Below are 22,525 nucleotides of genomic sequence, written 5' to 3'. Positions count from 1 at the left end.
ATTTTAAATTTACATAGTTCCTCTCACTTGAGTAAGAAGGAAGTAGGACTATGACAGGAAGTAATATTTTATTTGAAAATAAGATTGGACAATTTTTATTATATTGATCTTTATTTTTACCATAAAAAAAAGAGAGCCAACGGCTCTCTTTTTTTACTTAATAATCGTAAAGATTATTGAGCTTTAGGTGCAGCTTCAGAAGCAGCAGTAGCATCAGCAGCAGCATCAACAGCTACAGAAGCAGCATCAGCAGCTTCAGAAGCAGCAGCTTCAGCAGCAGGAGCAGCTTCAACAGTAGCAGCAGAAGCAGCAGCTTCAGCTTCAGATGCAGCTTCTACAGCTTCAGATGCAGCAGAGTTAGCGTCAGCAGCAGCTTCTTCAGTTTTTTTAGCACAACCAACGAAAGCTAAAGTAGTAGCAACTGCAGCAGCAATAGCGATTTTTTTGAATAACATGGCATCACTCTCTAAAATATGAGATTAAAAAAAACCTATGTTAGCCTGTTGAGTGCTTTTATTCTTCCTAATATCTGTTAGGCAGTAACAATGCAAAGGCAGTCTAACTGGTCTGCAAATATGCTATCACTGCGCATTTTGAATTACTACTAGGGCATAGCCAAAAAATGCAAAAAATGATGAAAAATGAGCAATTTATTAACAGAAAATAACAATCAACTGTAGGGTTTATATTGGATAAGTACTAAATAACCTGCTAAAAAATATCGTTTTTTTATATTGATTATTTTAATAATCAGAAACTTGCATAAAAGTTTACAAAGAAAATAGTCAATTGTAGCTTTATGTAATTAAAGTCAACCAAATAAAAAGGCTATCGTTATAGATAGCCTTTTAAATGAATATAAACGTAATAAGTATTAATTAGCGGCTTTACGTTTCATTTGATCAAAGAAATCGTCATTAGTTTTGGTTTCTTTCATGCGATCGAGCAAGAATTCCATTGATGCCAATTCATCTTGAGTGTGAAGTAATTTACGTAAAATCCAAACCTTACGTAAGTTATCTTCAGACATTAGGCGTTCTTCACGACGTGTCCCCGATTTTTTGATGTTCATCGCAGGGAATACACGTTTTTCAGCAATCCGGCGATCAAGCGTAATTTCTTGGTTACCTGTACCTTTGAATTCTTCGTAAATCACTTCATCCATCTTGCTGCCTGTTTCAATTAAAGCAGTAGAGATGATGGTTAATGAGCCGCCTTCTTCAATATTACGTGCTGCGCCGAAGAAGCGTTTTGGACGTTCCAGTGCATGTGCATCCAAACCACCGGTAAGTACCTTGCCTGAAGATGGAATCACTGTGTTGTAGGCACGTGCTAAACGAGTGATTGAGTCAAGCAGAATCACTACATCTTTCTTGTGTTCAACCAAGCGTTTTGCTTTTTCAATCACCATTTCTGCAACTTGAACGTGACGAGCGGGTGCTTCATCAAATGTTGATGCAACTACTTCACCACGTACCGTACGTTCCATTTCTGTTACCTCTTCTGGACGTTCATCAATGAGAAGAACAATCAGGAAGACTTCAGGGTTGTTACGAACAATGGATTGAGCAATGTTTTGTAGCAACATGGTTTTACCGGCTTTCGGCGGCGCCACAATAATAGAACGTTGACCTTTACCAATCGGTGCCACCAAGTCAACCACACGTGCAGTCAAATCTTCAGTTGTACCATTACCTAACTCCATAATTAATTGTTCGGTTGGGAACAAGGGGGTCAGGTTTTCAAATAAGATTTTGTTTCTTGAGTTTTCAGGCGTGTCATAGTTAATTTGATTTACTTTTAATAAAGCAAAATAACGTTCGCCTTCTTTAGGCGGGCGAATTGTACCGGTAATAGTATCGCCCGTGCGTAAGTTAAAGCGACGAATTTGAGAAGGACTGATATAAATATCGTCAGGGCCTGCAAGATAAGAACCAGCTGCAGAGCGTAGGAAACCAAAACCATCAGATAGAATTTCTAGAACACCATCACCAAAAATCTCTTCACCATTCATTGCATGGCGCTTTAAGATGGCAAAAATGATGTCTTGCTTACGGTTACGTGCCATTCCTTCTAGGCCCATAAACTCCGCAATCTTGATGAGTTCGCCAATCGGTTTTTTCTTGAGTTCAGTTAAATTCATAGGGGGTCAGATAGGATCAAAATTCTGGAATACAGATGAGGAAAGGGAGCAACATTCAGCCGCTTGCACGCAATAAAAGTAACGTAATTGTATTTGCACAATAACAATTCAGAGGTCTGATTCATTGTTTTGAAGAAAAAAGTGTAAAAACAATTTCTGTTGCCGAGCGGCGATCTTATGTGTTGTGTCTTGTAAGAAAATTGCGGATTGAAAATCCTTTATTCCTTGAACATGTAATATAAGAGAGAATAAAGCTTTTGTCAATTTATAGACGAAAAAAATACGCTATCCAGAGATAGCGTATTGAATCAAATTGCACTGTTTTTGAATTAGATATTTTCTTCAATAAATGCAGTCAATTTAGATTTTGGTGCTGCGCCGACTTGTTGAGCGACCACTTCACCATTTTTGAACATCAATAGGGCAGGAATGTTACGGATATTGTAATTCACGGCAGTTGCTTCACAATCAGTTACGTCAACTTTAACAACTTTAACTTTACCTTCGAATTCTGTAGACAGTACTTCTAATACAGGTGCAATGGCTTTACATGGTGCACACCAGCCTGCCCAGAAATCGACAAGTACAGGAACGTCAGATTGTAAAACGTCAGCTTCGAAGTTTGCATCAGTTGTGTTTACGATATTGCCAGACATGGATATGCTCCAAATAAAATTTTAAGATAGTTTTATAACTATAAGTATTACATAGCCTCGTTTAACTATGTAGTGCGATATGTAAATTTTCAGTCATTATGTTGGGTTTGTCTAATTGATGCTCACGATATTGATGATCGTGTCATGCAATTGCGACATCACTTAAAAAAATAAAAAACTCATCTATTTGCTTTGATAAATGGCTTTTAAATTGGATGGAGGTGAATTACTCTAAGCATAATTCTTATAGGTTCGTTGAATAATGTCGGATTTTTTGATTGATGAAGAGTTACTTGCTGCCATCGATATGGGGTCGAACAGTTTTCATCTTGCTATTGCACGTGTAGATCATGGCGAAGTGAAAAAAGTGGCTTCAATGTCAGAAAAAGTACAATTGGCTGCAGGTCTGGATGAAAATAAAAACTTGACTGAAGCCGCACAGCAACGGGGCTTAGCCTGTTTGGCACGCTTTGTCGGACGTTTAAGTTCGGTACAGGCAAACCGGATGCGAATTGTAGCCACCAATGCTTTGCGCCAGGCCAAGAATGGTCATGAATTTATTCAAAAAGCGGCTGAAATTCTCCCTAAACCGATTGAAATTATTGCCGGCCGTGAAGAAGCACGTCTGATTTATTTGGGTGTCTCGCATACCATGGCCAATAGTGGTCGTCGTTTGGTGATTGACATTGGTGGGGGTTCTACTGAGCTGATTATTGGCGAGGAATTTGAGCCCATCCATACCGAATCTTTACAAATGGGCTGCGTCGCCTTTACCAAAGCTTATTTTAGCGATGGTGAGATCAATCAGAAAAATTTTGATAAAGCCGTGGTAGCTGCGCGTAAAGAACTTTCAGGTATTGCCAACACCTATAAAACAGCGGGTTGGGATACAGTGGTCGGTTCAAGCGGTACCATTAAAGCCTGTCGTCAAATTACCGTAAACATGGGCTGGAGTGATGCACAAGAAAACTTGACTCGCGAAGGTTTAGAAAAACTCAAAGAAAAATTACTCAAATTTAAGCATATTTCAGAAGTTGATTTTGATGGTTTAAAAGAAGACCGCCGAGCAGTTTTGCCAGCAGGGGTTGCCATTTTATATGCGGTGTTCGATGTGCTTGAATTGAACAAATTGGTGTATTCCGATGGCGCATTACGTGAAGGGGTGATGTATGACTTACTCGGGCGTTTCCAGCATGAAGATATCCGCGACCGAAGTGTGCAAGCTTTAATGGGACGCTATAACGCAGATCCTAAACAGGCTGAACGCGTAGTGGCAACTGCGCAGCATTTGTTTGAGGGTGTGGCTAAGTCGCTGAATTTAAACAGTGAAGATAGTGACCTGTTGCGTCGTGCTGCCTATTTACATGAAATTGGTTTGGCGATTAGTCATGGGGGTTATCACCGTCATGGGGCATATCTACTCCAACATTCAGACATTGCAGGCTTCTCTCAAATTGACCAAAATCATCTTTCACACTTAGTTGCACATCATCGTCGTAAGCTGCGTAATGATAGCCGCGTAGATGTAATGAGAGTAGGTGGTAGCAAATTAGTTTACTTAAGTCTATTGCTTCGTCTTGCAGTTTTACTTAATCATAGTCGTAGCGATGAGATGCTTCCTGCCATTGAATTAAGTGTCGACAATGAGCAACAATGGCAACTAAGCGTTTCTGGCGATGCCAAACAATGGCCTTTGCTTGTAGCAGACTTGCATGATGAACAGGTGCAGTTTAAGCATTGGGATATTGAATTGAATATTCAGTCGGAACAATTTATCTATTAACAAGTTATTGGTTAACAAGCTATTGTTAGTTTTGGGATAATGGTCGACCTATGAAAAATAAAGCTGCTAAATCTAAGGCATGGACAACGGTTCAAATTGCACGTCATCCGGAACGTCCGCAATTTTTGGATTATGTTGGTGAAATTTTCACTGAATTCGATGCTTTACATGGTGATCGGTTATTTGGTGATGATGGTGCAATGATCGGTGGTTTGGCACGTTTTAATGGTCAGGCAGTGATGATTGTTGGACAGCATCGTGGCCGTAGCACACGTGAAAAATTGCAACATAACTTTGGAATGAGTAACCCTGAAGGTTATCGTAAATCACAGCGCTTGCTGGATATGGCTGAACGTTTTAAACTGCCGGTATTTACTTTTATCGACACCATGGGTGCATATCCAGGTGTAGGTGCAGAAGAACGCGGTCAGGCAGAAGCGATTGCCACCAGCCTTGCACAACTTTCAAGTTTGAAAGTTCCTGTGATTGCCACAGTATTGGGTGAAGGCGGTTCAGGTGGTGCGTTGGGTATTGGTGTAGCAGATCGTGTGGTGATGCTGTCTCACAGTATTTATTCAGTGATTTCACCTGAAGGCTGTGCATCCATTTTGTGGAAAACAGCAGAGAAAGCTGAACAAGCCAGTGACGCATTGGCACTCACTGCTGAAAAACTCAAAAAAATGGGTATTGTTGAATATGTGGTGGATGAAGGTGAGGGCGCACATTTGCAGCCTGAACAAGTCATGCAAGACCTTAAAGATGTGTTACAACAGGCTTTAGAAGAATTGCAGTCGATGGATGCGAATGAGAGATGCGAAGCACGTTACCAGCGTTTAATGAAGTTTGGCAGCGACAATTTAGGTCTGGCGTCTTAAATCAAATCCAAGGTTTTCCTCCCGATAGTACCTTTTTAATTGGATGTAGTGGCGGTATGGATTCCATGCTGCTTTTGCATTTAATGTCTTATTTGTCTCTTGAAAAAATTCGTGCGATCTATATAGATCACCAGCTGCAAGCAATGAGTGCAGATTGGGGCCAGTTTGTGTCTGATCAATGTGCTGCGCTGAATATTCCTTGTATCGTTGAACCTGTCGAGGTACAAGCAGGAAACTTGGAACATCAGGCACGTACGGCACGTTATCAAGCCTACTTAAAACATCTAAAACCGAATGAAATTTTAGTTCTGGCGCATCATCAGCAAGACCAGGCTGAAACCTTAATGTTGCGTTTGCTCTCAGGTGCAGGTGTGCAGGGGTTGGCGGCCATGAAATCGGTCGATACGCGTGAGCAATTCACCATTTGGCGACCATTACTCGATATCTCGCGTGAGCAGATTTGCCAATGGACCGTCCAACTGAATGTGCAAAATATTCACGATCCCACCAATTTAGATATCCATTATGACCGTGCCTGGTGCCGTCATGAATTATGGTCAGTTTTACAAAATCGCTATCCTAAAATGCAGCAGGCACTCAGTCGCACCAGCTATTTAATGCAAGATGCTGACGAAATTCTGCAACAAGTATTACAGCAGGATTTAGCACTTTGCGGAACAGCAACTGAACTCGATTTAAAAAAACTGGCGCAACTCTCTACTGCCCGGCAAAGACAACTGTTATCTGCCTGGATGAAAGGGCAGGATATTTATCGCCCCAGTTTTGAAATGGTGGAACGCTTGTTGCATGAAGTGATTGCATCCAAATCAGATGCACAGGCAGTGTTGCACTGGAATCAATACTATTATGTGCGCTATCAGCAAAAGCTTTATCGTTTAAGTCCTGAAGAATATCTAGCTGAAAAAAATCAAAGCCATATTTCCGAACAAACTGTCTGTCTGGAATTGGGTCAAAAAATTACTCTACTTTCAGGAAAGTATCTGGCTGAAACTGCAAAAATAGGTTTATCAGCATCATTACTGGCTAAAAAACTGAATTTGGTGATGCGCGAAGGAGGTGAGAAAATTCATTTATATGGACGAGTGGGAGCTTGGCCATTAAAAAAAGCCATTCAGGAAGCACAAATTTTTCCTTGGCAGCGTTATAGAATTCAAATATTAAGCATAGATAATGTTATGCTTGGTGTTTTTACACCGAAAGGGTTTTGGTTAGCTCAATCTGAATATTGTGAAGTCGGTGGTTGGCAACCAAATTTGATCTCTTAGTTAAAAAATTCTAATTTGAGTATGATTCATGAATGCAGCTTTAAATTGTAATATTTGTTTTATTGGTGGCGGCAATATGGCTCAGGCCTTAATTGGCGGGCTGATTTCGCGTGGTTTGCCCCCAACACGTATTACAGTTTCTGACCCGGTCGAAAAAGTACGTCTTTTATTAGAAGAAAAAGATGTGCATGTGACCGATGATAATATTGCTGCCATTCGTGATGCCGATATCGTCCTTTTTGCGGTAAAGCCACAGGTGTTGGCAAACGTATTAAAACCACTCAAAGGTTTATTTGACGGTAAATTGGTGATGTCGATTGTTGCGGGGGCTGAAATTGCCACAATTGCAAATCTGCTTGAAACTGATCGAATTGTTCGGGTCATGCCGAATACACCTGCTTTGGTACACACAGGGGCACATGGTTTGTATGCGACTGATGCGGTGGATACAAAAGATCGTGAGCTTGCAAGCCAGGTTTTGGCTGCAACGGGTTTAACCCTTTGGGTGAATTCCGAAGCACAGATTGATGCAGTTACTGCAGTGTCTGGTTCAGGTCCAGCATATTTCTTTTATATGATGGAAAGCATGATTCGTGCAGGAAAAAACTTAGGTCTAGATGAGAAAGTGGCGACAGCCCTTACTCTGCAAACGGCTTTAGGTGCTGCACAAATGGCCATCACCAGTGCAAATTCACCTGCAGAATTACGCAAAAATGTGACCTCTCCAAACGGTACAACTCAAGCTGCACTTGAAGTCTTTGATCGTGCACAAATCTCTCAAAATATTCAGGCCGCTTTGGCTGCTGCACAAAAGCGCAGTCAAGAACTTGCTCAAGAGCTAAGTGAAAGTAGCAAATAACTCGTTTTTATTTAGGAAAGTTCCAGTATGGGTGCAAACTCTGCGCTAATTTTTGGCATTATCATTAACGTAGCGATTTTGCTCGTATTCTTCCGTTTTCTCATGCAATTGGCAGCGGTGAATGCTTATAATCCAGTGGTAATGTCTACAGTAAAAGCCACGAAAATCGTTGATGTCTTTGGTCGTATTTTTCCCACTGTCGCTAAAGGTCGTGTCAATTTAGCGGCTTTGGCCTTGGTGGTGATTTTATATTTACTCAAAATTTTTGGGGTAATGTATCTTTCTGGTGCCATGCCGAATAGTCCGGTGCATTTGGTGATTTTGACTTTTGTCACCATGATTCAGGACTTGATTCGTTTCTGTCGTTATTTAATTTTTGCGACAATTATTTTAAGTTGGGTGGTGATGTTTACACAGTCCCGTTCACCTTATATTGAAGTAATTCAAGAACTGGCAGAACCTTTACTGGCTCCGTTCCGTCGTATTTTGCCGAATATGGGGATGATTGACTTATCACCAATTATTGCATTTTTGACTTTGTATATTGCTGAAATCATTATGAATCAAGTGGCAATTGTGCTTTTAACTGGTTTATAAAATTGGCGAAATAAAAAAAGGACTCGATGGAGTCCTTTTTTTATTGTCTATTGAAATACTATATGAAAAGTATTGACAGTTCCTCTCCCTGAGCAAACTTGAAAGTACGGCTTTCAAGTAAAGCGCAAAATAGCCTAGGAAGGACGGTCTCTTTTAATAACCCTCATCCCAGCCTTCTTCCTGAGCAACATATTGCGCAAGAGAAAGAGCTTTAAAAGTGAGAAGAAACTTAAGACAAGATTAATGTGCTTCATCCCAGTTCATGCCTTTACCGACTTCCACAATCAGCGGTACGGAAAGTTTCACCACCGATTGCATCACTTCAGCCAGTTTTGGTGCCAGTTCATCGGCAATCTCGGCATCGACTTCAAACACTAATTCATCGTGTACTTGCAACAGCATTTTAGCCTGATCTTTCGGCAACATTTTATCCACTTCAACCATCGCCATTTTAATGATGTCGGCTGCACTGCCTTGGAGTGGTGCATTGATGGCGGCACGTTCAGCACCTTTACGTACCATCATATTGCGGGCATCTATATCAGGGGTATAGAGACGACGTCCAAAAATGGTTTCCACAAAACCTTGTTCCAAGGCAATCTGACGTGTACGTTGCATGTATTCGTAAATGCCCGGATAACGGTGGAAATATTGTTTGATATAGTCTTGTGACTCTTGGCGGGTAAAGCCCAGCTGACGAATCAGACCAAATTCCGACATACCGTATAACAGACCAAAATTGACTGCTTTGGCTTGACGACGTTGGTCATTGGTCACATCTTCCAGGGCAATGCCCAATACTTCCGCTGCTGTACGGCGATGCACGTCTTGACCATGATTAAAGGCATCGACCAAGGCTTCATCTTGAGAAAGATGCGCCATTAAACGCAGTTCAATTTGTGAATAATCGGCTGCCAGCAAGACCCGACCTGCAGGTGCCACAAAGGCTTTACGAATTTGACGACCAATTTCGGCACGAATCGGAATGTTTTGCAGGTTGGGATCGGTTGAGGATAAACGCCCGGTTGCGGTTAGCGCCTGATGATAACTGGTATGTACGCGTCCGCTGTCATTGTTGGCCTGTTTTTGCAAGCCATCGGTATAGGTGCTTTTCAGTTTTGACAGACCGCGGTATTCCAGAATTAAAGCGGTAATTGGATGGTCAATTTTTTCTAAAATACTTTCACTGGTGCTGTATTGTCCAGTCGCCGTTTTTTTACCGCCTTTGATGCCCAACTTATCAAATAACACCTCACCGACTTGTTTTGGTGAGCTGACATTAAAGGATTGTCCTGCCATTTCTATAATCTGGCTTTCCAGATTTTGAATGGTATTGGAAAAATCGACACTCAATTGATCCAGGAATTTCAGATCAAGCTCAATGCCGTTTTCTTCCATGATGGTGAGTACACGTGCCACCGGCATTTCAATATTATGCAAAATGCTATCCAGTTCAGGTACGGCTTTTAATTTTTTAGACAGTACTTCATAAAGACGATAGGTGACATGCGCATCTTCAGCGGCATAATGTGCAGCTGTCTCAATCTCGATTTGATTAAAGGTTTTTTGTTTAACCCCTTTACCGGCCACCTGTTCATAGGTGGTGGTCAAATGACTCAGATAAACACGTGCCACATCATCCATGCCGTGACGGGTGGCCACAGAATTTAAAACATAAGAGGCCAGCATGGTATCGAAATACCAGCCTTGTAATTCAATCCCGTGATTGTGCAAGATGTGGGCATCATATTTTAGATGGTGCCCAATTTTTTCAACGCTCACATCTTCTAAAATCGATTTGATTTGCGCAAGGATGGTTTCACGATTCAGCTGTTCAGGTGCGCCTTCATAATCATGCGCAAGCGGAATGTAATAGGCATCATTGGCATCAAATGCCACTGAAAAACCCACCATCTCGGCAATACGATAATCCAGACTGGTGGTTTCGGTATCAAAGGCAAAGCGTTTTTCAGTACTGAAACGAGTAAACAGGTTGTCCCAGTCAGTCTGAGTTAAAATGGTATGATAATTGGCTTTTCCAAGTTGATCATCAACACTGGTCAGCTCTGCTTCATCTTCGGTATTAATCACCACTGCAGTATCTACAGCGCTTTCAATTCCTTTGGAAGTCTGCTTATAAACTGAATTATTCGGATTATTGGGATGATCGAGCGACTGTAACTGGTTACGGAATTCAAGTTCGGTATACAAGCGGCGCAGTTCTTCGACATTCGGATCACGCAGTTTAAGATCTTCATAGGTCAGTCCCATATCCAGATCACAGACGATACTTGCCAACTGGTGGTCTAGGGTAATGCCTTCGACATTGTCTTTAATACTTTGACCAACTTTACCTTTAATCTTATCGACATTTTCTAAAATGCCACCAATGGAGCCATATTCGGTCAAAAGTTTAGCCGCAGTTTTAGCCCCCACACCCGGTACGCCACGAATGCCGTCCGACGCATCGCCCATCAGGGTTAAATAATCGATAATTTGATTCGGCCACACCCCGAATTTTTCAAATACGCCCTCCACATCCATTGGCTTGTCTTTAAAGCTGTCTTCCAAAGTCACTTTGTCGGTGACCAATTGAGCCATGTCTTTATCTCCGGTTGAAATCAATACCTGATAACCGGCTTTTTCAGCACGTTTCGCCAAGGTGCCAATCACATCATCCGCTTCAGCCCCAGGCAGGGTGTGCAAAGGAATACCTAAAGCGCGAATCAGGTTGTGAAGATAGGGGATCTGTTGCGACAGTTCATCCGGCATGCTCGGACGGTCACCTTTATAGATTGATGAAAGCGCATGACGGAAAGTTGGCTCAGGGGTATCAAAAATCACCGCCATATGCGTCGGCTGGATACGGCGCATCAATTTTTGAATCGCAGAAATGGCACCACGAATTGCGTTGGTCTGTAAACCAGTCGAAGTGGTTAGTGGTGGCAGTGCATGGTACGCACGAAATAAAAAATATGAGCCATCGACCAAAACAAATGGTGGCATTGAAAGATTCCTAATTCAAATATCGGGCTTATTGTACGTGATTTTGCACATGAACATAGATACATGATGAAAGTCGTGTGTTACCTAATATCTGATGAATGCTTAAAAATCAAAGTCCGAGCTGTTGTATGATCAGATTAATAAGAATTGAGAACGAGATAAGATGCACAAAGGGCAGAGCGAAATCCGGATGATTTGGCTGATGGTATTGATTATTGTCGGTGTGGGATCTTGGTTTTTAGATGTACACATATTTACATATTTATGTGGCTTAGCCTTTGTCATGAGTGTGATGCAATATGTCGATGCCATTCAAAAACCGGCAGCACAAATTGTTCTAGAAAAAAAATCTTCTTACCCAGAAACGTCTAAAGTACCTTTATATCTTTCTTCAATTGTTGCCGTTGTCGGGGGCATTCTCGATTGGAAGTTTATTGTAGGGTTGGGTATTACAACGTGGATTTTTTTCTTTCTGAGATGGTTGCGCCGTGTAGAAGGTCTATTAACTCAAATTCAAACGCGATTACAGCAGACGTCAATAAACTTATCTTCTAATGCCGAAAACCCACCCGCTCAACGTTCTCACTCTCCAACTGCTCCCCATTCATTAGAATTGATTGACCAGTTAAAGCAGTGGATCTTTCAAGGAAATCCTGTTTTAAAAGCAGCAATATTGGTGCTGGTGATTGGCATCGTATTATTACTACGCTTTGCCACCGAACATTGGCAACTCAGTCTTGCACTAAAACTGGCGATTGTGGCCGGTGTCAGTACTGCAGTAACTGGACTAGGCTATTGGTTACAGGCTAAAAACCGCAGTTTTGCATTGGCTTTGGAAGGCTTGGGTTTGGCCGCATTATTTCTAACCTTATTTTTTGCCTATTACAATACCGTGATTCCGACCTTGGGAATCGCAGCAGTGTGTTTTGCGGCAATTATGTCCGTGACACTGGCCCTAAGTTTAAAACAACAATCGATTGAACTGGCCTTAATGGCGATGATCATTGCCTATATCGCACCATTTACCCTGCCGGTTCGCAATGCGACTGCGATCGAATTGATTGTCTATTATGTAGTGATCAATCTGGCTGTTGCGGTACTCAGTACCTTACGTCCCTGGAAAATCCTCAATCAGATTGCCTTTTTAATGACGGTGATTGTAGGAGGCGGTTATGCCTTTTATCAGGGGCAAGAATTTGAGAAAAATACTTTAACTTTCTTGGTTGCAGTGCATACGACAATATTTGTCTGGCTGAGTTTTCGTTTTAGTCAGCTGATTGCCAAAGAAGACTTTGCGCAGTTCAAGCTGAAACCTGCTTTAGATATTACCCTGATTTTTGGTGCACCGATTATTGGATATATTTTTATTTACTTAATGCATTTTGAAGAGATGTTTTGGCAAGCTGGAGCAAGTCTGATCTTTGCAGCCGTTTATGCAGGCTTGTATCAACTGTCTAAACGCAATCAGGCAGTGCAGCTGATTTCACAAAGTTATTTTAGTTTAATGCTGATTTTCTTGGCTTTAATTCCGCCCATTTTGCTTGCTGAACAATGGAGCGTGATTGGCTGGGCGGTTGAAGGGCTGCTCATTTTTAGCTATGCCCTATATCGAAAATCGCAGATCAGTCGTTATCTGGCCATGGGATTACTGATCGTGGCTGGCTTATCCAGTCTTTATTATCTTGTTGAGCTGAGTGAATTTCCACGTGAAATGTATTGGGGACTATGTCTGAGTTATTTTGCCGTGGTATTGGTCGCCAATAGCCGGGAGACATTTAGAAATCAATTAAGCAACTCTACCATCGCTTTTCACTGTTTGCAGATGCTGTCTGCAACCACGATGTTGATTGTACTATTGCTGGATGAAATTGAGGGTCCTCATCAGCAGGTGATGAGCCTGTTGATTGTCAGTGGATTGTATCTGCTGATGAACGAGGTCATGCTACGCTGCAAATCGACCTGGTCTTGGTTATTTCCGAAATGGCTCGGTCTAATTCCCGTCTTTGTTTTTGCACTGATTATTGTAATTAATCAAAGTAAGCACGGGATCATTGTTTGGGAAACTACATTTAATCGGGTGGGTTTTGCACTTTCCGGTTTAATGTTGATCGTGTTATGGCTGCGCCCGATGTTGGGTGTACGAACTGAAAAAGAATGGGTCAGTTTCGGGGCTTTAATCAGTCTTGCCATGACCAGTCTAACCTTGCTTCCGAGTATGCCTTATATCAGTGTCGTGATTTTGCCTTTGCTGTTCTGTGCTTGGTGTTATTGGCAGGTGAATAATCCGGATTGGAAAATGTTCTGGCAAGCGCGCAGTACTTTGCTGCTGATGGCAACCTGGATTGTCTGCTCACAACTATTTACCGAGCAGGCATTCCAAGGCTATTTCTTGCCCATTTTGAATCCATTTGACCTGGTGAGTATTGCCATGCTGGCCGGTTTTATCTGGATGTTGTCCTTGCAGCTTAACTCAGGTCTGGATAAAGGCATCGTCGCGGTGTTGATGGTGCTCAGTCTGCTTTGGCTCAGCAGTTATATTGTGCTACGTGCATTACACATGTATTTGGGTACGCCGTTTAACGAACTGGCTTTATGGGGAAATGGCACGGTCCAGCTTAGTCTGACTTTACTTTGGGTGAGCTTGGCCTTTATGACTATGAGCCTCGCCAGTCGTAAACAATTGCGTTCGGTCTGGATTCTGGGTGGCAGTATTTTGGTGATGGTGACCTTGAAGTTGGTGCTGTTTGATTTGTCTCACATCGGCACTTTGAGTCGGGTAATTTCATTCTTGGGCGCAGGTTTTGTCATGTTAGTGATTGCTTATATCGCGCCGATTCCGGAAGGGGAAAAAATAAATCCCTCATCCAGACCTTCTCTCTGAGCCATATATGGCGCAAGAGAAGGAGAAGTTCCCTCTCCTTTATAGGAGAGGGTTAGGGAGAGGTAAAAATAAATCGGATTGATAGGAACGAGAAAATCTATTTTAAATCCGCCTCTCGTTTCGCTTCCTTAGCATTGGCATATGGATCAATATCTTCTTCAGTTAAAGGCTGCACAGTTGCAGGTCGGTCGACAAAACCCATTTTTGGTACCGGTATTTCAATTTGATTGTCCAAGAAACCATTACGGATGCGTTCCTGGATTTCATCACGAACTTTTAAAAAGTTTTCATGATCACACCAGATCGCAAATAACAGTTCAATGGAGGATTCACGGAAAGCGGTTACCGTCACTGCCGGCTTGGGGTCAGCTAAAACCAGTGAATATTTGTTGGCTACATCCAGCAGAACTTCACGTACTTTAATGATGTCTTCATGAAAGTTGATGGCCAGAGTAATCGGAATACGCCGGATTGGGAACTTGGACAAGTTATAAACGGGCGCACGAATCAGCTGTTCATTCGGTACACGCACATAAACATTGTCCTGAGTCAGCAGTTTCACCGAAAGCAAGTCAATGGAAATTACTTCACCTTCGATGGTATGACCACGAATCAGGGTCATTTGTACCGTATCGCCAATTTCGAAAGAACCCTCTCCAATCAAAAATAAGCCACTGATTAAGTTTGAGGCAGAGGTTTGTGAAGCAAAACCCAAGGCTACCGTTAAAATACCGGCCGCGCCTAAAAAGACACTCAGTTTAAAACCGGCTTCTTTAAGGCTTGCCATCACAAAAATCAAGAAGATGAAATAGAAAATGCCACGTCGCCAGACCAGACTTTGATGTGCATTAAAACGTGAACCAATGGTGCGGATAAAGGCATTTGATATAAAGCGGGCAATCAGAAAACCAATCAGCGACAAAATTACAGCCACTAAAATTTCAGTCAGGCGTTCAGTATTGATGTTGGTGAAAATGCCTTTCACGCTTTGAGTAATTTCTTTTGGAATATTGGAATCTGCCATAGTGCCCCCCTAGAAAAATGAATCAAACATATTAAACAAGGCAATCGCGGGAGCACGAGGTGGATGTACATACATCACTTCACCTGCATGCGGCGGTGTGCGGTTTTCAATACGAATGCGTGGGGGACGATCCAGCCCTTCATGTAACACTTTAATTTGTGAAGTCCATAATCTTCCGGTACTTTCACTATAAAAGAGCGGCAAGGCGGAAACAGGCACATTCATCCGGTCAAAACGTAACTGTTGATGGCTGGTGTTATGAAATTCAATCGGAGTCACAGCACGAAAGGCGCGAGGTTTTAATTGATGCAGCTCTGTACGCCCATCCACTGCTGTGGCATAGCAAATTTCCCCCGTACGATGATTTGGACCAAACCAGGTATCTTTAGGCAGAATTACCGGAATATCAAATAACGGTTCGCGTTGCCCTTCGACAAAACCGGCAATCCATAACGGGGTACTAATATACAGCGTACCGCGTTGTCCGGCAGGAATATAAATCGGATCCACCGGTTTAATCACCACCGAGCGGTCGGCTAAACGCGGCATCAATTGAATTTTATTTTTGGTCGATTTGAACATATAGCGTTCCACTTTGACAGGTTGTGGAAAACCAAAATTTGGATCTTCAATTTCATGCCAACTTTGCTCATAGTCATATTGAACTTGTGGACGATGAATCTCCATGCGCCATTCTTGCAGACTGCGGGTCAGACGAAACAACAGTGAACCAAACTGCCAAGCTTTAGGCTGATTGAGTTCAAAGGTGGATTCACCCCACCATTTTAAATTCGGATATTCCGGTTCGATCAATTCATTGCTTTCAGACAACGGCATATTTCCTTTCTTGCTTAATCGGTAAAAACAGACTTCACGCTGTCTTATGCTTAGAGTACACTCAAATCAATTTATCCATCATTATAAACTTTGATGCAAATACTTAAACAATTACAAATACCCTATAGTTTTGCCAAACGTCACGGCATATTGCTTCGTTACGAAGGCGATCAGGCTTTTATTGTACGCCGTGAAAATACTTCCATGCTGGCGATACAGGAAGCGCGCCGCTATTTAGGTCATCCAGCACAGCATCAATTATGCAGCGAACAAGAATTTCACCAATTGCTCAGTTCCAGCTTTGCCGGAGATACCGGGGAATCGCAACAAGTGGCAGCCGGTCTGGAAGATCATCCGGATTTACTCAGTTTAGCGGACTCGGTACCTGAAGCTGAAGACTTAATGGATCAGGAAGATGATGCCCCCATTGTTCGTTTAATCAATGCATTATTGTCTGAAGCGATTCGCGTCGGTGCATCCGATATTCATATCGAATCATTTGAGAAGAAATTATCGGTACGTTTACGGGTCGATGGTCAGCTACGAGAAATTGTCCAACCACGCCGTGAACTGGCACCGTTATTGGTATCGCGGATTAAAGTCATGGCCAAACTGGATATTGCTGAAAAGCGCGTTCCGCAAGATGGCCGTATCTCTTTAAGACTGGCTGGGCGTGAAGTTGATGTTCGTGTATCCACCTTGCCATCGTCGCATGGTGAACGTGTGGTGATGCGTTTGCTGGACAAGCAAGCCGGACGTTTGAATATGACGCATTTGGGCCTGATGCAGCCTGATTATGAGCGTTTAACCCATTTAGTGCATCGTCCACATGGCATTATCTTGGTGACTGGACCTACTGGTTCAGGTAAAACCACAACCTTATATGCCGCATTATCTGACCTGAATGATGGCTCAAAGAATATTTTAACTGCAGAAGATCCGATTGAATATCAGCTAGAAGGCATTGGACAAACCCAGGTGAATACCAAAGTGGACATGACCTTTGCCCGTGCTTTAAAAGCGATGTTGCGTCAGGACCCTGATGTGGTGATGGTCGGTGAGATTCGTGATCTGGAAACTGCCGAAATTGCGGTTCAGGCCTCCCTTACAGGTCATTTAGTTTTGTCTACACTGCATACCAATACTGCTATTGGCGCGGTCACGCGTTTGAAAGATATGGGTATTGAACCATTCCTGTTGGCCAGTTCTCTGATTGGGGTAATTGCCCAGCGTCTTGTGCGCACTTTATGTCCACGTTGTGCAACATGGCATGAGGCCGATGCATTTGAAACCGAAATTTTTCGGCATTTAGATGTGTCAACTGAACTTAAACTGCCTCAACCGAAAGGCTGTGACCACTGCTCGCATACCGGATTTATGGGACGTACGGCTATTTATGAAATTGTCCCTGTAGATGATCAAATGCGCCGTTTAGTGCATGGCAATGCTGCAGAATATGAACTGGAAGCTTATGCACGTAAGCAGTCAGGCTCGATTCGTGATGATGGTTTACGCAAAGTACTGGCAGGCAAAACCACTCTGGAAGAAGTATTGCGCGTTACCAATGAAGCAGCCGATTAACACGAAATACTTTTGTCTTTCATTTTTTGATCAATTGCCGAACTTACCAAAGCTCGGCAATTTTTTTCATCAGGTGTGCACGAAATGGAGCAGCGGGATTAGCCGCATTGCGCCGGGTTTCATTTTCATAAAATTTCTGCCAAGTTTGCACCATCTCTAAAGTCACCTCTTGGGTTTTAAGTTTTTCGACATCTTCTTTGTTTATGTTATTTAGTCGCTTTTCTGCACCCATAGGGCCAGTTCCCCAGCCAATAATCCCTTGTCCAAATTCAGGTAATTTCATGTTGTTCGGTGTAGGAGGAATTTCTAAACGCTGAATGTCTGGATTGACTAGAGATTTGACTGAAGGGCTTATGTTTTCAGAAATACTGATCTCTGCAAAAGATGTGCTTGCGGTAGAAAGCAGGAGGGAGCTTATCAGAAGATATTTAAACATGAAAAAAACCCATTATTGCAAATAGGAATCATTATATATTACAAACTTGGATTTTTATATTTCTTTTAATTATTAAATTGATGAATAAATCCTATCCTAAAATGATCAGTTCGATTTTAGGATAGGATTAGAGTTTGCTTAAGTAATCACATTGCGGGTTACATCAATATTGCCACGTGTCGCATTGGAATAAGGGCAAACAATATGAGCAGCATCGACCAGCTTTTGTGCTTCTGCCTGATCCATACCTTCTAAATGAATATTCAAGGTCACTTCAATCCCAAATCCAGTTGGGATGGGGCCAATTCCAACTTCACCTTCAATATAGGCATCTTTACTGATATTAAGTTTATCGCGGTTGGCGACAAATTTCATGGCACCGAGAAAACAGGCTGAATAACCTGCTGCAAAAAGCTGTTCAGGATTGGTACCACCACCTGCACCGCCCATTTCCTTCGGTACAGCTAATTTTACATCTAAAATTCCATCGGAAGAGGTTGCACGTCCATCACGTCCGCCGGTTGCTTTGGCTTTTGCTGTATAGACCACTTTTTCTAAAGACATTTTTTATAATCTCTGTAACTTTTATAGGAGTTGTTATCGTGGGGGATTTTGATTGAAGAATAAGCAGTTGTTTTGTAATTTTATACAGGAAAACTTTAAATTTAACGCTAAATAGAATTAAAAATTAATTATTTTACGATGCTGAATCAAAGGCATGGATGTTCGTACAGTTTCTTGTTCATCCAGATCAAAAGGCACTGTAATTAAGCTCGCACCTTCACTCTGGATAATGTCTAAAATTTGACCGCGACTATTGCTGGCACCTGCATGACCCCAGGTTTGACGTTTTGTTCCATGCCAACCTTGTTGTGCGGCACCTAAAACATAGCATTGGCTATCCATTGCACGTGCCTGAAGGAGCAATTGCCAATGCATTTGACCGGTAGTGTAGGTGAATGCCGCAGGTGCCGTCAGGATATGGGCATCTCGACTACGTAAAGTGAGTGCGAGCTCAGGAAAACGCAAGTCATAGCACACCATTAAACCAATATTGCCGAAAGGTGTTTTGGCAACGACGACATCTGTACCGGGTTCAAAGAATTTCGATTCCTGATATCCACCAACAGCATCACCGACTTGCACATCAAACAAATGAATCTTGTCATAACGCACTTCAGTGCGTTCAGGACTAATACATAAACTCACCGTACGTACACGACCATCAGTAATAACAGAGCCATCTGGACGGAACGGGCATGGGAGAGTGCCCGCCACAATCCAGATTTGATATTGATGCGCAAGTTTTTCCAGGCGCTGTTGAAGGGCTTCAAACTGCATTGCTGTTTCACGCTGTTTTCCACCTGCAAAACAAATAAAGTTTTCAGGGAAAACAATCAGCTCTGCACCATCTGCTTTACTCTGTTGTATTAGTGATTCGATCACGACGAAATTGGCTTCAATATCATCTTGGGAATTCATTTGTACAACAGAGAGTAAAGTCATGGGATGGCTCTAAATAATAATTTTTATACGATTTGTTGAGACACTTTTTCTATGGTGTCTTGTTCTTTTTGCAATTGCTTAACCAAAGGCTCGAACATATTTTGGTTATTTTCGTTTAACTTCATCAGGGTTTTATGCGCATCTAAAACAGTGGTTAACATTGCATTATGAGTAATGTGTTCTTCCATTAATTCGAGAGTGCATACTTTCGGATCACCGCAGTAATTCAGGATCACAAAAACCTGACCCAAGCCCATGCTATTGGCTAAGGTGGTAATATCCGGATTGGTAGATAGCATGACTGCCTGAATTTGGTGAGTTTGCTTCAACTTTAAACCAAGCTTGGCAAGTATGCCTAAAACAGTACTGTCAATAAACGTGGTTTGGGTTAAGTCTACGATTGCCCCAACGACATTTGATTGCTGTTCAATTTTACTAAGGAGTTTGTCTAGACTGATACAAGATTGGGCACGCACTTCGCCAATAAGCTTAAAAATATGCGTTCCATTCAAGCTTGCATATTCAACATGACCTGTTGACATATAAATGCCATTTGCAGAGAAGGATTCTAAAATTATCACATAGGGCCACTACAGACTCAAGTAGTCTAGGGTCGTATATCGCTTACTTGAAAGTTAACGTATTGATTATATAGTTAATTCATTCGGCGTAAACTTAGGATAGCAATATCATCTGCAACATGTTCCGGTGCCTGGAAGGATTGATTCTGTAAGTGGAAGACTAATTTTTCAAATTGTTCATTCAGTCCACCATCAAAAGGCTCAAGAGCGCCATCTGAACAAATAATAAACCGGGCATGACGATTCAACACGCATTCAAACTCTTCAACTTCAAGATCTTCAGTAAGTCCCAGAGGAAAACTGCTGGTATTTAAAATTTGCGGTGGTTGGTTCGGTTCAAAGATGATTGCAGGGGGATAGTGTCCGGCACTTGACCAACGCAGCTGATGCGTTTCTAAATTTAAAACCCCTGCAATCATAGTAATATGCTTTTCGATATTTTCTTGAACCAGCATTCCGTTGAGCTTTTTAATCAACTCCCGCGGGGTTTTAGAGCGGCCATGAAAGGCAGCCATCCAAGAAGTCAATAAACTACTGGTGACGCCATGTCCAGAAACATCCGCCAGATAAAACATAATTTCTTTATCGCTGATTTTCCAGTAGTCATACCAATCACCTGATAGATATGCAGAAGGTTGAAATAAGGTTTCAACTTTATAATTTATCAATTCAATGGGATTGGGAAGCAAGCACTGTTGTAAGTATGCCGCTGAAGGGAGGTCGCGACTATCTTGATTCCGCTTGTATTGCGCATCAATTTTAAGTAACGCTTCTTCTGGATCACTCGGCAATTTATTCCAGATCCAGCCCGCTAAAGCACCCAGCTCCCAAGCTTGGGCTAAAGGGGTGCCTTCATTTTCAAAAGCCAGCACAATTGTGGGTAGCGACCACTGATGCGTCAAATAGTCTTGTACATCCGCAATGGCTAAAATTGTGGGATCATACAAATCAATATCATCTATGTGAATCATTTGCACACCGGGAAGCGTACTTAGAACCTGATCTAAATAAGGAATATTGCGAGTCGGTTGAATGAAATACATAAAGAAATTGTATGTTCCTTAGGGTGATAACGAATAGCTTTACTATAACAATCTAATCATCAGCAGAGAAAGATGCTCTGCTGATTATATGCCAATAAATAAAAAGACTTATTTGGTTGTTGGATCTACATCTTGTTGTGGTACTTCATCTTCAGGGGTGTCTAGATCATCTTCAATGAACATGGTTTCAGGATCGAGTCCTTTCTTTTCAGCAATAGCAAAATTTTTACGTTGCAGATAAATATCACGAATTGCCGCATATTTATCACCTTGTAAAACATCTTCTATATCTAAAAGTTGTGACCGGGCATCAATCCCACGTAAAGATTGCTCTGCCCAATAAAGACCATCATGATCTTCCAGAAGGTATTTTTGTGGGCGTGCTTGACCATCTACAACTAAACCAGCAGTATCGCGGAAAGTACTTGGACCGAAAACAGGCAAGACTAAATATGCCCCAGAAGGGATTCCATAATAGCCTAATGTTGTACCAAAATTTTCTTCTTCAGTAGATAGGCCAAGACGTCGAGCAGGGTCGGCAAAGCCTAAAGTTGTGAGGGTATTAATAGTAAAGCGTCCTAAAGATTCTGCAGCACGAAGAGGGCGACCTTGAATCAGTTGATTTACTACATTCCAAGGTTCACCTAAATTTTTGCGGAACTGGCGATATGAGCCTCGAACGTCAGTGGGTACTTTATTCTTGTATTGAACGGCTAAAGGACGAGCCAAATGACGATCCAGAACATCATTAAAAGCAAAAATTTGTCTATTTAAAGGTTGTAAAGGATCTTTTTGGCTTTCCGGTTGAGTAGCATTGGCATTTACTTTCAAATCTTTTGCAGTAACATTTTTTAATTCTTTTAAGGCTTCAAGACGTGGATGCTGAACCGATTGTATTTGTTGTGTAGAAGAAAATTCTAAATCTGTTGGAGTAGAAGATTCAGAATTATCAAGTGAATCATTTGCAAATACCGGAGCAATCAATCCAAAAGAGAACAGGCTGGCCCAAAAAAAACGAGTGTGACGCATAAAAAATCCTAGAGCTCGATAATAAGCCGGTGCTTAAAGCTAAAAATACGTAATAAAGTATATTAACAGTTCTTTGATAGAGGGTATTAAAACAAATTTGATCAAAATGTGTAGGAAAAAAAGCTAAAATGATTAAAAATTATCCTGATGATTTGAAAAGTTAAAAAAGGGGGTTGCAACCCCTCTGAAATGCTGTAGAATGCACATCCATCGGCGGTGATGTTGATTAAAACTTGTTGAGAAACAAGGATTTAGCCTAAAGGGTTTAAATCTGGAAGTCTTGAAGAAGTTGAAAATTAATCAATAAAACCTGTTGACTTTCTTTAGATAGAGAGTAATATAGCCGACCTAGCTTGCTGCTGATGAAGTTGCAAGACACTCATTAAGAGATTATGAAGAACA

General features: G+C 41.8%; 19 protein-coding genes. 7 read left to right on the top strand and 12 right to left on the bottom strand.

Annotated elements, in window-relative coordinates:
- Window positions 1-173 precede the first annotated feature (173 nt).
- The 3 genes from E0H89_RS09365 to trxA all read right to left on the bottom strand — a co-directional run bounded on the left by E0H89_RS09365 (window position 174) and on the right by trxA (window position 2,799).
- Complete coding sequence (locus E0H89_RS09365) at window positions 174-455, bottom strand: hypothetical protein (protein ID WP_131216415.1); 282 nt, start codon at window positions 453-455, stop codon at window positions 174-176.
- A gap of 419 nt (window positions 456-874) precedes the next feature.
- Window positions 875-2,143: a transcription termination factor Rho gene (rho, locus tag E0H89_RS09360; RefSeq protein ID WP_131216413.1), complete on the bottom strand. Its 1,269-nt coding sequence runs from the start codon at window positions 2,141-2,143 to the stop codon at window positions 875-877.
- A gap of 329 nt (window positions 2,144-2,472) precedes the next feature.
- Window positions 2,473-2,799, bottom strand: coding sequence for a thioredoxin (gene trxA / locus E0H89_RS09355; protein ID WP_131216411.1), 327 nt, complete (start codon window positions 2,797-2,799; stop codon window positions 2,473-2,475).
- A gap of 262 nt (window positions 2,800-3,061) precedes the next feature.
- Here trxA and ppx point away from each other — a divergent pair, with 262 nt between their 5' ends.
- The 5 genes from ppx to E0H89_RS09330 are packed head-to-tail and all read left to right on the top strand — an operon-like array spanning window position 3,062 to window position 8,199.
- Window positions 3,062-4,582 carry an exopolyphosphatase gene (gene ppx, locus E0H89_RS09350; protein ID WP_131216409.1) on the top strand — a complete coding sequence of 507 codons (1,521 nt, stop codon included), beginning with the start codon at window positions 3,062-3,064 and terminating at the stop codon, window positions 4,580-4,582.
- A gap of 50 nt (window positions 4,583-4,632) precedes the next feature.
- Window positions 4,633-5,457, top strand: coding sequence for an acetyl-CoA carboxylase carboxyltransferase subunit alpha (locus E0H89_RS09345; protein WP_131216407.1), 825 nt, complete (start codon window positions 4,633-4,635; stop codon window positions 5,455-5,457).
- Complete coding sequence (gene tilS / locus E0H89_RS09340; RefSeq protein WP_131216405.1) at window positions 5,394-6,743, top strand: tRNA lysidine(34) synthetase TilS; 1,350 nt, start codon at window positions 5,394-5,396, stop codon at window positions 6,741-6,743. Before E0H89_RS09345 ends, tilS begins: the two co-directional genes overlap by 64 nt.
- Window positions 6,744-6,771: 28 nt before the next feature.
- Window positions 6,772-7,602 (top strand): pyrroline-5-carboxylate reductase, encoded by an 831-nt coding sequence (gene proC / locus E0H89_RS09335; RefSeq protein WP_131216403.1) that lies wholly within the window; start codon window positions 6,772-6,774, stop codon window positions 7,600-7,602.
- Window positions 7,603-7,629: 27 nt separating this feature from the next.
- Window positions 7,630-8,199, top strand: coding sequence for a YggT family protein (locus E0H89_RS09330; protein WP_131216401.1), 570 nt, complete (start codon window positions 7,630-7,632; stop codon window positions 8,197-8,199).
- A gap of 240 nt (window positions 8,200-8,439) precedes the next feature.
- On the opposite strand, the gene polA is transcribed toward E0H89_RS09330, so the two are convergent.
- Entirely contained in the window at window positions 8,440-11,205 is a 2,766-nt protein-coding gene (gene polA / locus E0H89_RS09325) for a DNA polymerase I (protein ID WP_131216399.1), read from the bottom strand.
- Between the two features lie 163 nt (window positions 11,206-11,368).
- On the opposite strand from polA, the gene E0H89_RS09320 reads away from it, so the two are divergent.
- A complete protein-coding gene (locus E0H89_RS09320; protein WP_131216397.1) occupies window positions 11,369-14,086 on the top strand; it encodes a DUF2339 domain-containing protein in 2,718 nt (905 codons plus the stop codon).
- Between the two features lie 97 nt (window positions 14,087-14,183).
- Here the strand turns inward: E0H89_RS09320 and E0H89_RS09315 are convergent, their stop codons facing one another.
- Both E0H89_RS09315 and E0H89_RS09310 read right to left on the bottom strand, forming a co-directional pair.
- Window positions 14,184-15,110: a mechanosensitive ion channel family protein gene (locus E0H89_RS09315; RefSeq protein WP_131216395.1), complete on the bottom strand. Its 927-nt coding sequence runs from the start codon at window positions 15,108-15,110 to the stop codon at window positions 14,184-14,186.
- Between the two features lie 9 nt (window positions 15,111-15,119).
- The gene (locus E0H89_RS09310; protein ID WP_131216393.1) at window positions 15,120-15,947 is read right to left on the bottom strand and encodes a DUF432 domain-containing protein; all 828 of its coding nucleotides are present in this window, start codon (window positions 15,945-15,947) and stop codon (window positions 15,120-15,122) included.
- A 93-nt stretch (window positions 15,948-16,040) separates the two neighbouring features.
- Between E0H89_RS09310 and gspE the strand changes: the two genes are divergently transcribed.
- Window positions 16,041-17,528: a type II secretion system ATPase GspE gene (gene gspE, locus E0H89_RS09305; protein WP_131216392.1), complete on the top strand. Its 1,488-nt coding sequence runs from the start codon at window positions 16,041-16,043 to the stop codon at window positions 17,526-17,528.
- A gap of 43 nt (window positions 17,529-17,571) precedes the next feature.
- Here gspE and E0H89_RS09300 read toward each other — a convergent pair whose 3' ends face one another.
- From E0H89_RS09300 to E0H89_RS09275, 6 genes are all read right to left on the bottom strand, one after another.
- On the bottom strand, window positions 17,572-17,964 hold the full coding sequence (locus E0H89_RS09300) for a DUF4951 domain-containing protein (RefSeq protein WP_131216390.1): 393 nt from the start codon (window positions 17,962-17,964) through the stop codon (window positions 17,572-17,574).
- A 138-nt stretch (window positions 17,965-18,102) separates the two neighbouring features.
- On the bottom strand, window positions 18,103-18,528 hold the full coding sequence (locus E0H89_RS09295) for an organic hydroperoxide resistance protein (RefSeq protein WP_131216389.1): 426 nt from the start codon (window positions 18,526-18,528) through the stop codon (window positions 18,103-18,105).
- A 117-nt stretch (window positions 18,529-18,645) separates the two neighbouring features.
- The gene (locus E0H89_RS09290; RefSeq protein WP_131216387.1) at window positions 18,646-19,470 is read right to left on the bottom strand and encodes a carbon-nitrogen hydrolase family protein; all 825 of its coding nucleotides are present in this window, start codon (window positions 19,468-19,470) and stop codon (window positions 18,646-18,648) included.
- Window positions 19,471-19,493: 23 nt separating this feature from the next.
- Window positions 19,494-20,012, bottom strand: coding sequence for an anti-anti-sigma factor GigB (gigB, locus tag E0H89_RS09285; protein ID WP_131216385.1), 519 nt, complete (start codon window positions 20,010-20,012; stop codon window positions 19,494-19,496).
- Between the two features lie 113 nt (window positions 20,013-20,125).
- On the bottom strand, window positions 20,126-21,094 hold the full coding sequence (gene gigA / locus E0H89_RS09280) for an RsbU family protein phosphatase GigA (protein WP_131216383.1): 969 nt from the start codon (window positions 21,092-21,094) through the stop codon (window positions 20,126-20,128).
- A 108-nt stretch (window positions 21,095-21,202) separates the two neighbouring features.
- On the bottom strand, window positions 21,203-22,123 hold the full coding sequence (locus tag E0H89_RS09275; protein ID WP_131216381.1) for an MlaA family lipoprotein: 921 nt from the start codon (window positions 22,121-22,123) through the stop codon (window positions 21,203-21,205).
- Window positions 22,124-22,525 lie beyond the last annotated feature (402 nt).

The sequence above is a fragment of the Acinetobacter sp. ANC 3781 genome (assembly GCF_004331285.1).
Lineage (GTDB): Bacteria > Pseudomonadota > Gammaproteobacteria > Pseudomonadales > Moraxellaceae > Acinetobacter.
Note: the sequence above shows the minus strand (reverse complement) of the source record. Positions and strands in the feature narration are given on the sequence as shown.

Excerpts from the sequence above, each read along its gene's own strand:
- polA (WP_131216399.1), bottom strand. The coding sequence starts at position 11,205 with ATGCCACCATTTGTTTTGGTCGATGGCTCATATTTTTTATTTCGTGCG.
- E0H89_RS09295 (WP_131216389.1), bottom strand. The coding sequence starts at position 18,528 with ATGTCTTTAGAAAAAGTGGTCTATACAGCAAAAGCCAAAGCAACCGGC.
- E0H89_RS09330 (WP_131216401.1), top strand. The coding sequence starts at position 7,630 with ATGGGTGCAAACTCTGCGCTAATTTTTGGCATTATCATTAACGTAGCG.
- tilS (WP_131216405.1), top strand. The coding sequence starts at position 5,394 with ATGCGAAGCACGTTACCAGCGTTTAATGAAGTTTGGCAGCGACAATTT.
- proC (WP_131216403.1), top strand. The coding sequence starts at position 6,772 with ATGAATGCAGCTTTAAATTGTAATATTTGTTTTATTGGTGGCGGCAAT.
- E0H89_RS09300 (WP_131216390.1), bottom strand. The coding sequence starts at position 17,964 with ATGTTTAAATATCTTCTGATAAGCTCCCTCCTGCTTTCTACCGCAAGC.
- E0H89_RS09275 (WP_131216381.1), bottom strand. The coding sequence starts at position 22,123 with ATGCGTCACACTCGTTTTTTTTGGGCCAGCCTGTTCTCTTTTGGATTG.
- E0H89_RS09290 (WP_131216387.1), bottom strand. The coding sequence starts at position 19,470 with ATGACTTTACTCTCTGTTGTACAAATGAATTCCCAAGATGATATTGAA.
- rho (WP_131216413.1), bottom strand. The coding sequence starts at position 2,143 with ATGAATTTAACTGAACTCAAGAAAAAACCGATTGGCGAACTCATCAAG.
- E0H89_RS09315 (WP_131216395.1), bottom strand. The coding sequence starts at position 15,110 with ATGGCAGATTCCAATATTCCAAAAGAAATTACTCAAAGCGTGAAAGGC.
- gigA (WP_131216383.1), bottom strand. The coding sequence starts at position 21,094 with ATGTATTTCATTCAACCGACTCGCAATATTCCTTATTTAGATCAGGTT.
- ppx (WP_131216409.1), top strand. The coding sequence starts at position 3,062 with ATGTCGGATTTTTTGATTGATGAAGAGTTACTTGCTGCCATCGATATG.
- trxA (WP_131216411.1), bottom strand. The coding sequence starts at position 2,799 with ATGTCTGGCAATATCGTAAACACAACTGATGCAAACTTCGAAGCTGAC.
- E0H89_RS09365 (WP_131216415.1), bottom strand. The coding sequence starts at position 455 with ATGTTATTCAAAAAAATCGCTATTGCTGCTGCAGTTGCTACTACTTTA.
- gspE (WP_131216392.1), top strand. The coding sequence starts at position 16,041 with ATGCAAATACTTAAACAATTACAAATACCCTATAGTTTTGCCAAACGT.
- gigB (WP_131216385.1), bottom strand. The coding sequence starts at position 20,012 with ATGTCAACAGGTCATGTTGAATATGCAAGCTTGAATGGAACGCATATT.
- E0H89_RS09320 (WP_131216397.1), top strand. The coding sequence starts at position 11,369 with ATGCACAAAGGGCAGAGCGAAATCCGGATGATTTGGCTGATGGTATTG.
- E0H89_RS09310 (WP_131216393.1), bottom strand. The coding sequence starts at position 15,947 with ATGCCGTTGTCTGAAAGCAATGAATTGATCGAACCGGAATATCCGAAT.
- E0H89_RS09345 (WP_131216407.1), top strand. The coding sequence starts at position 4,633 with ATGAAAAATAAAGCTGCTAAATCTAAGGCATGGACAACGGTTCAAATT.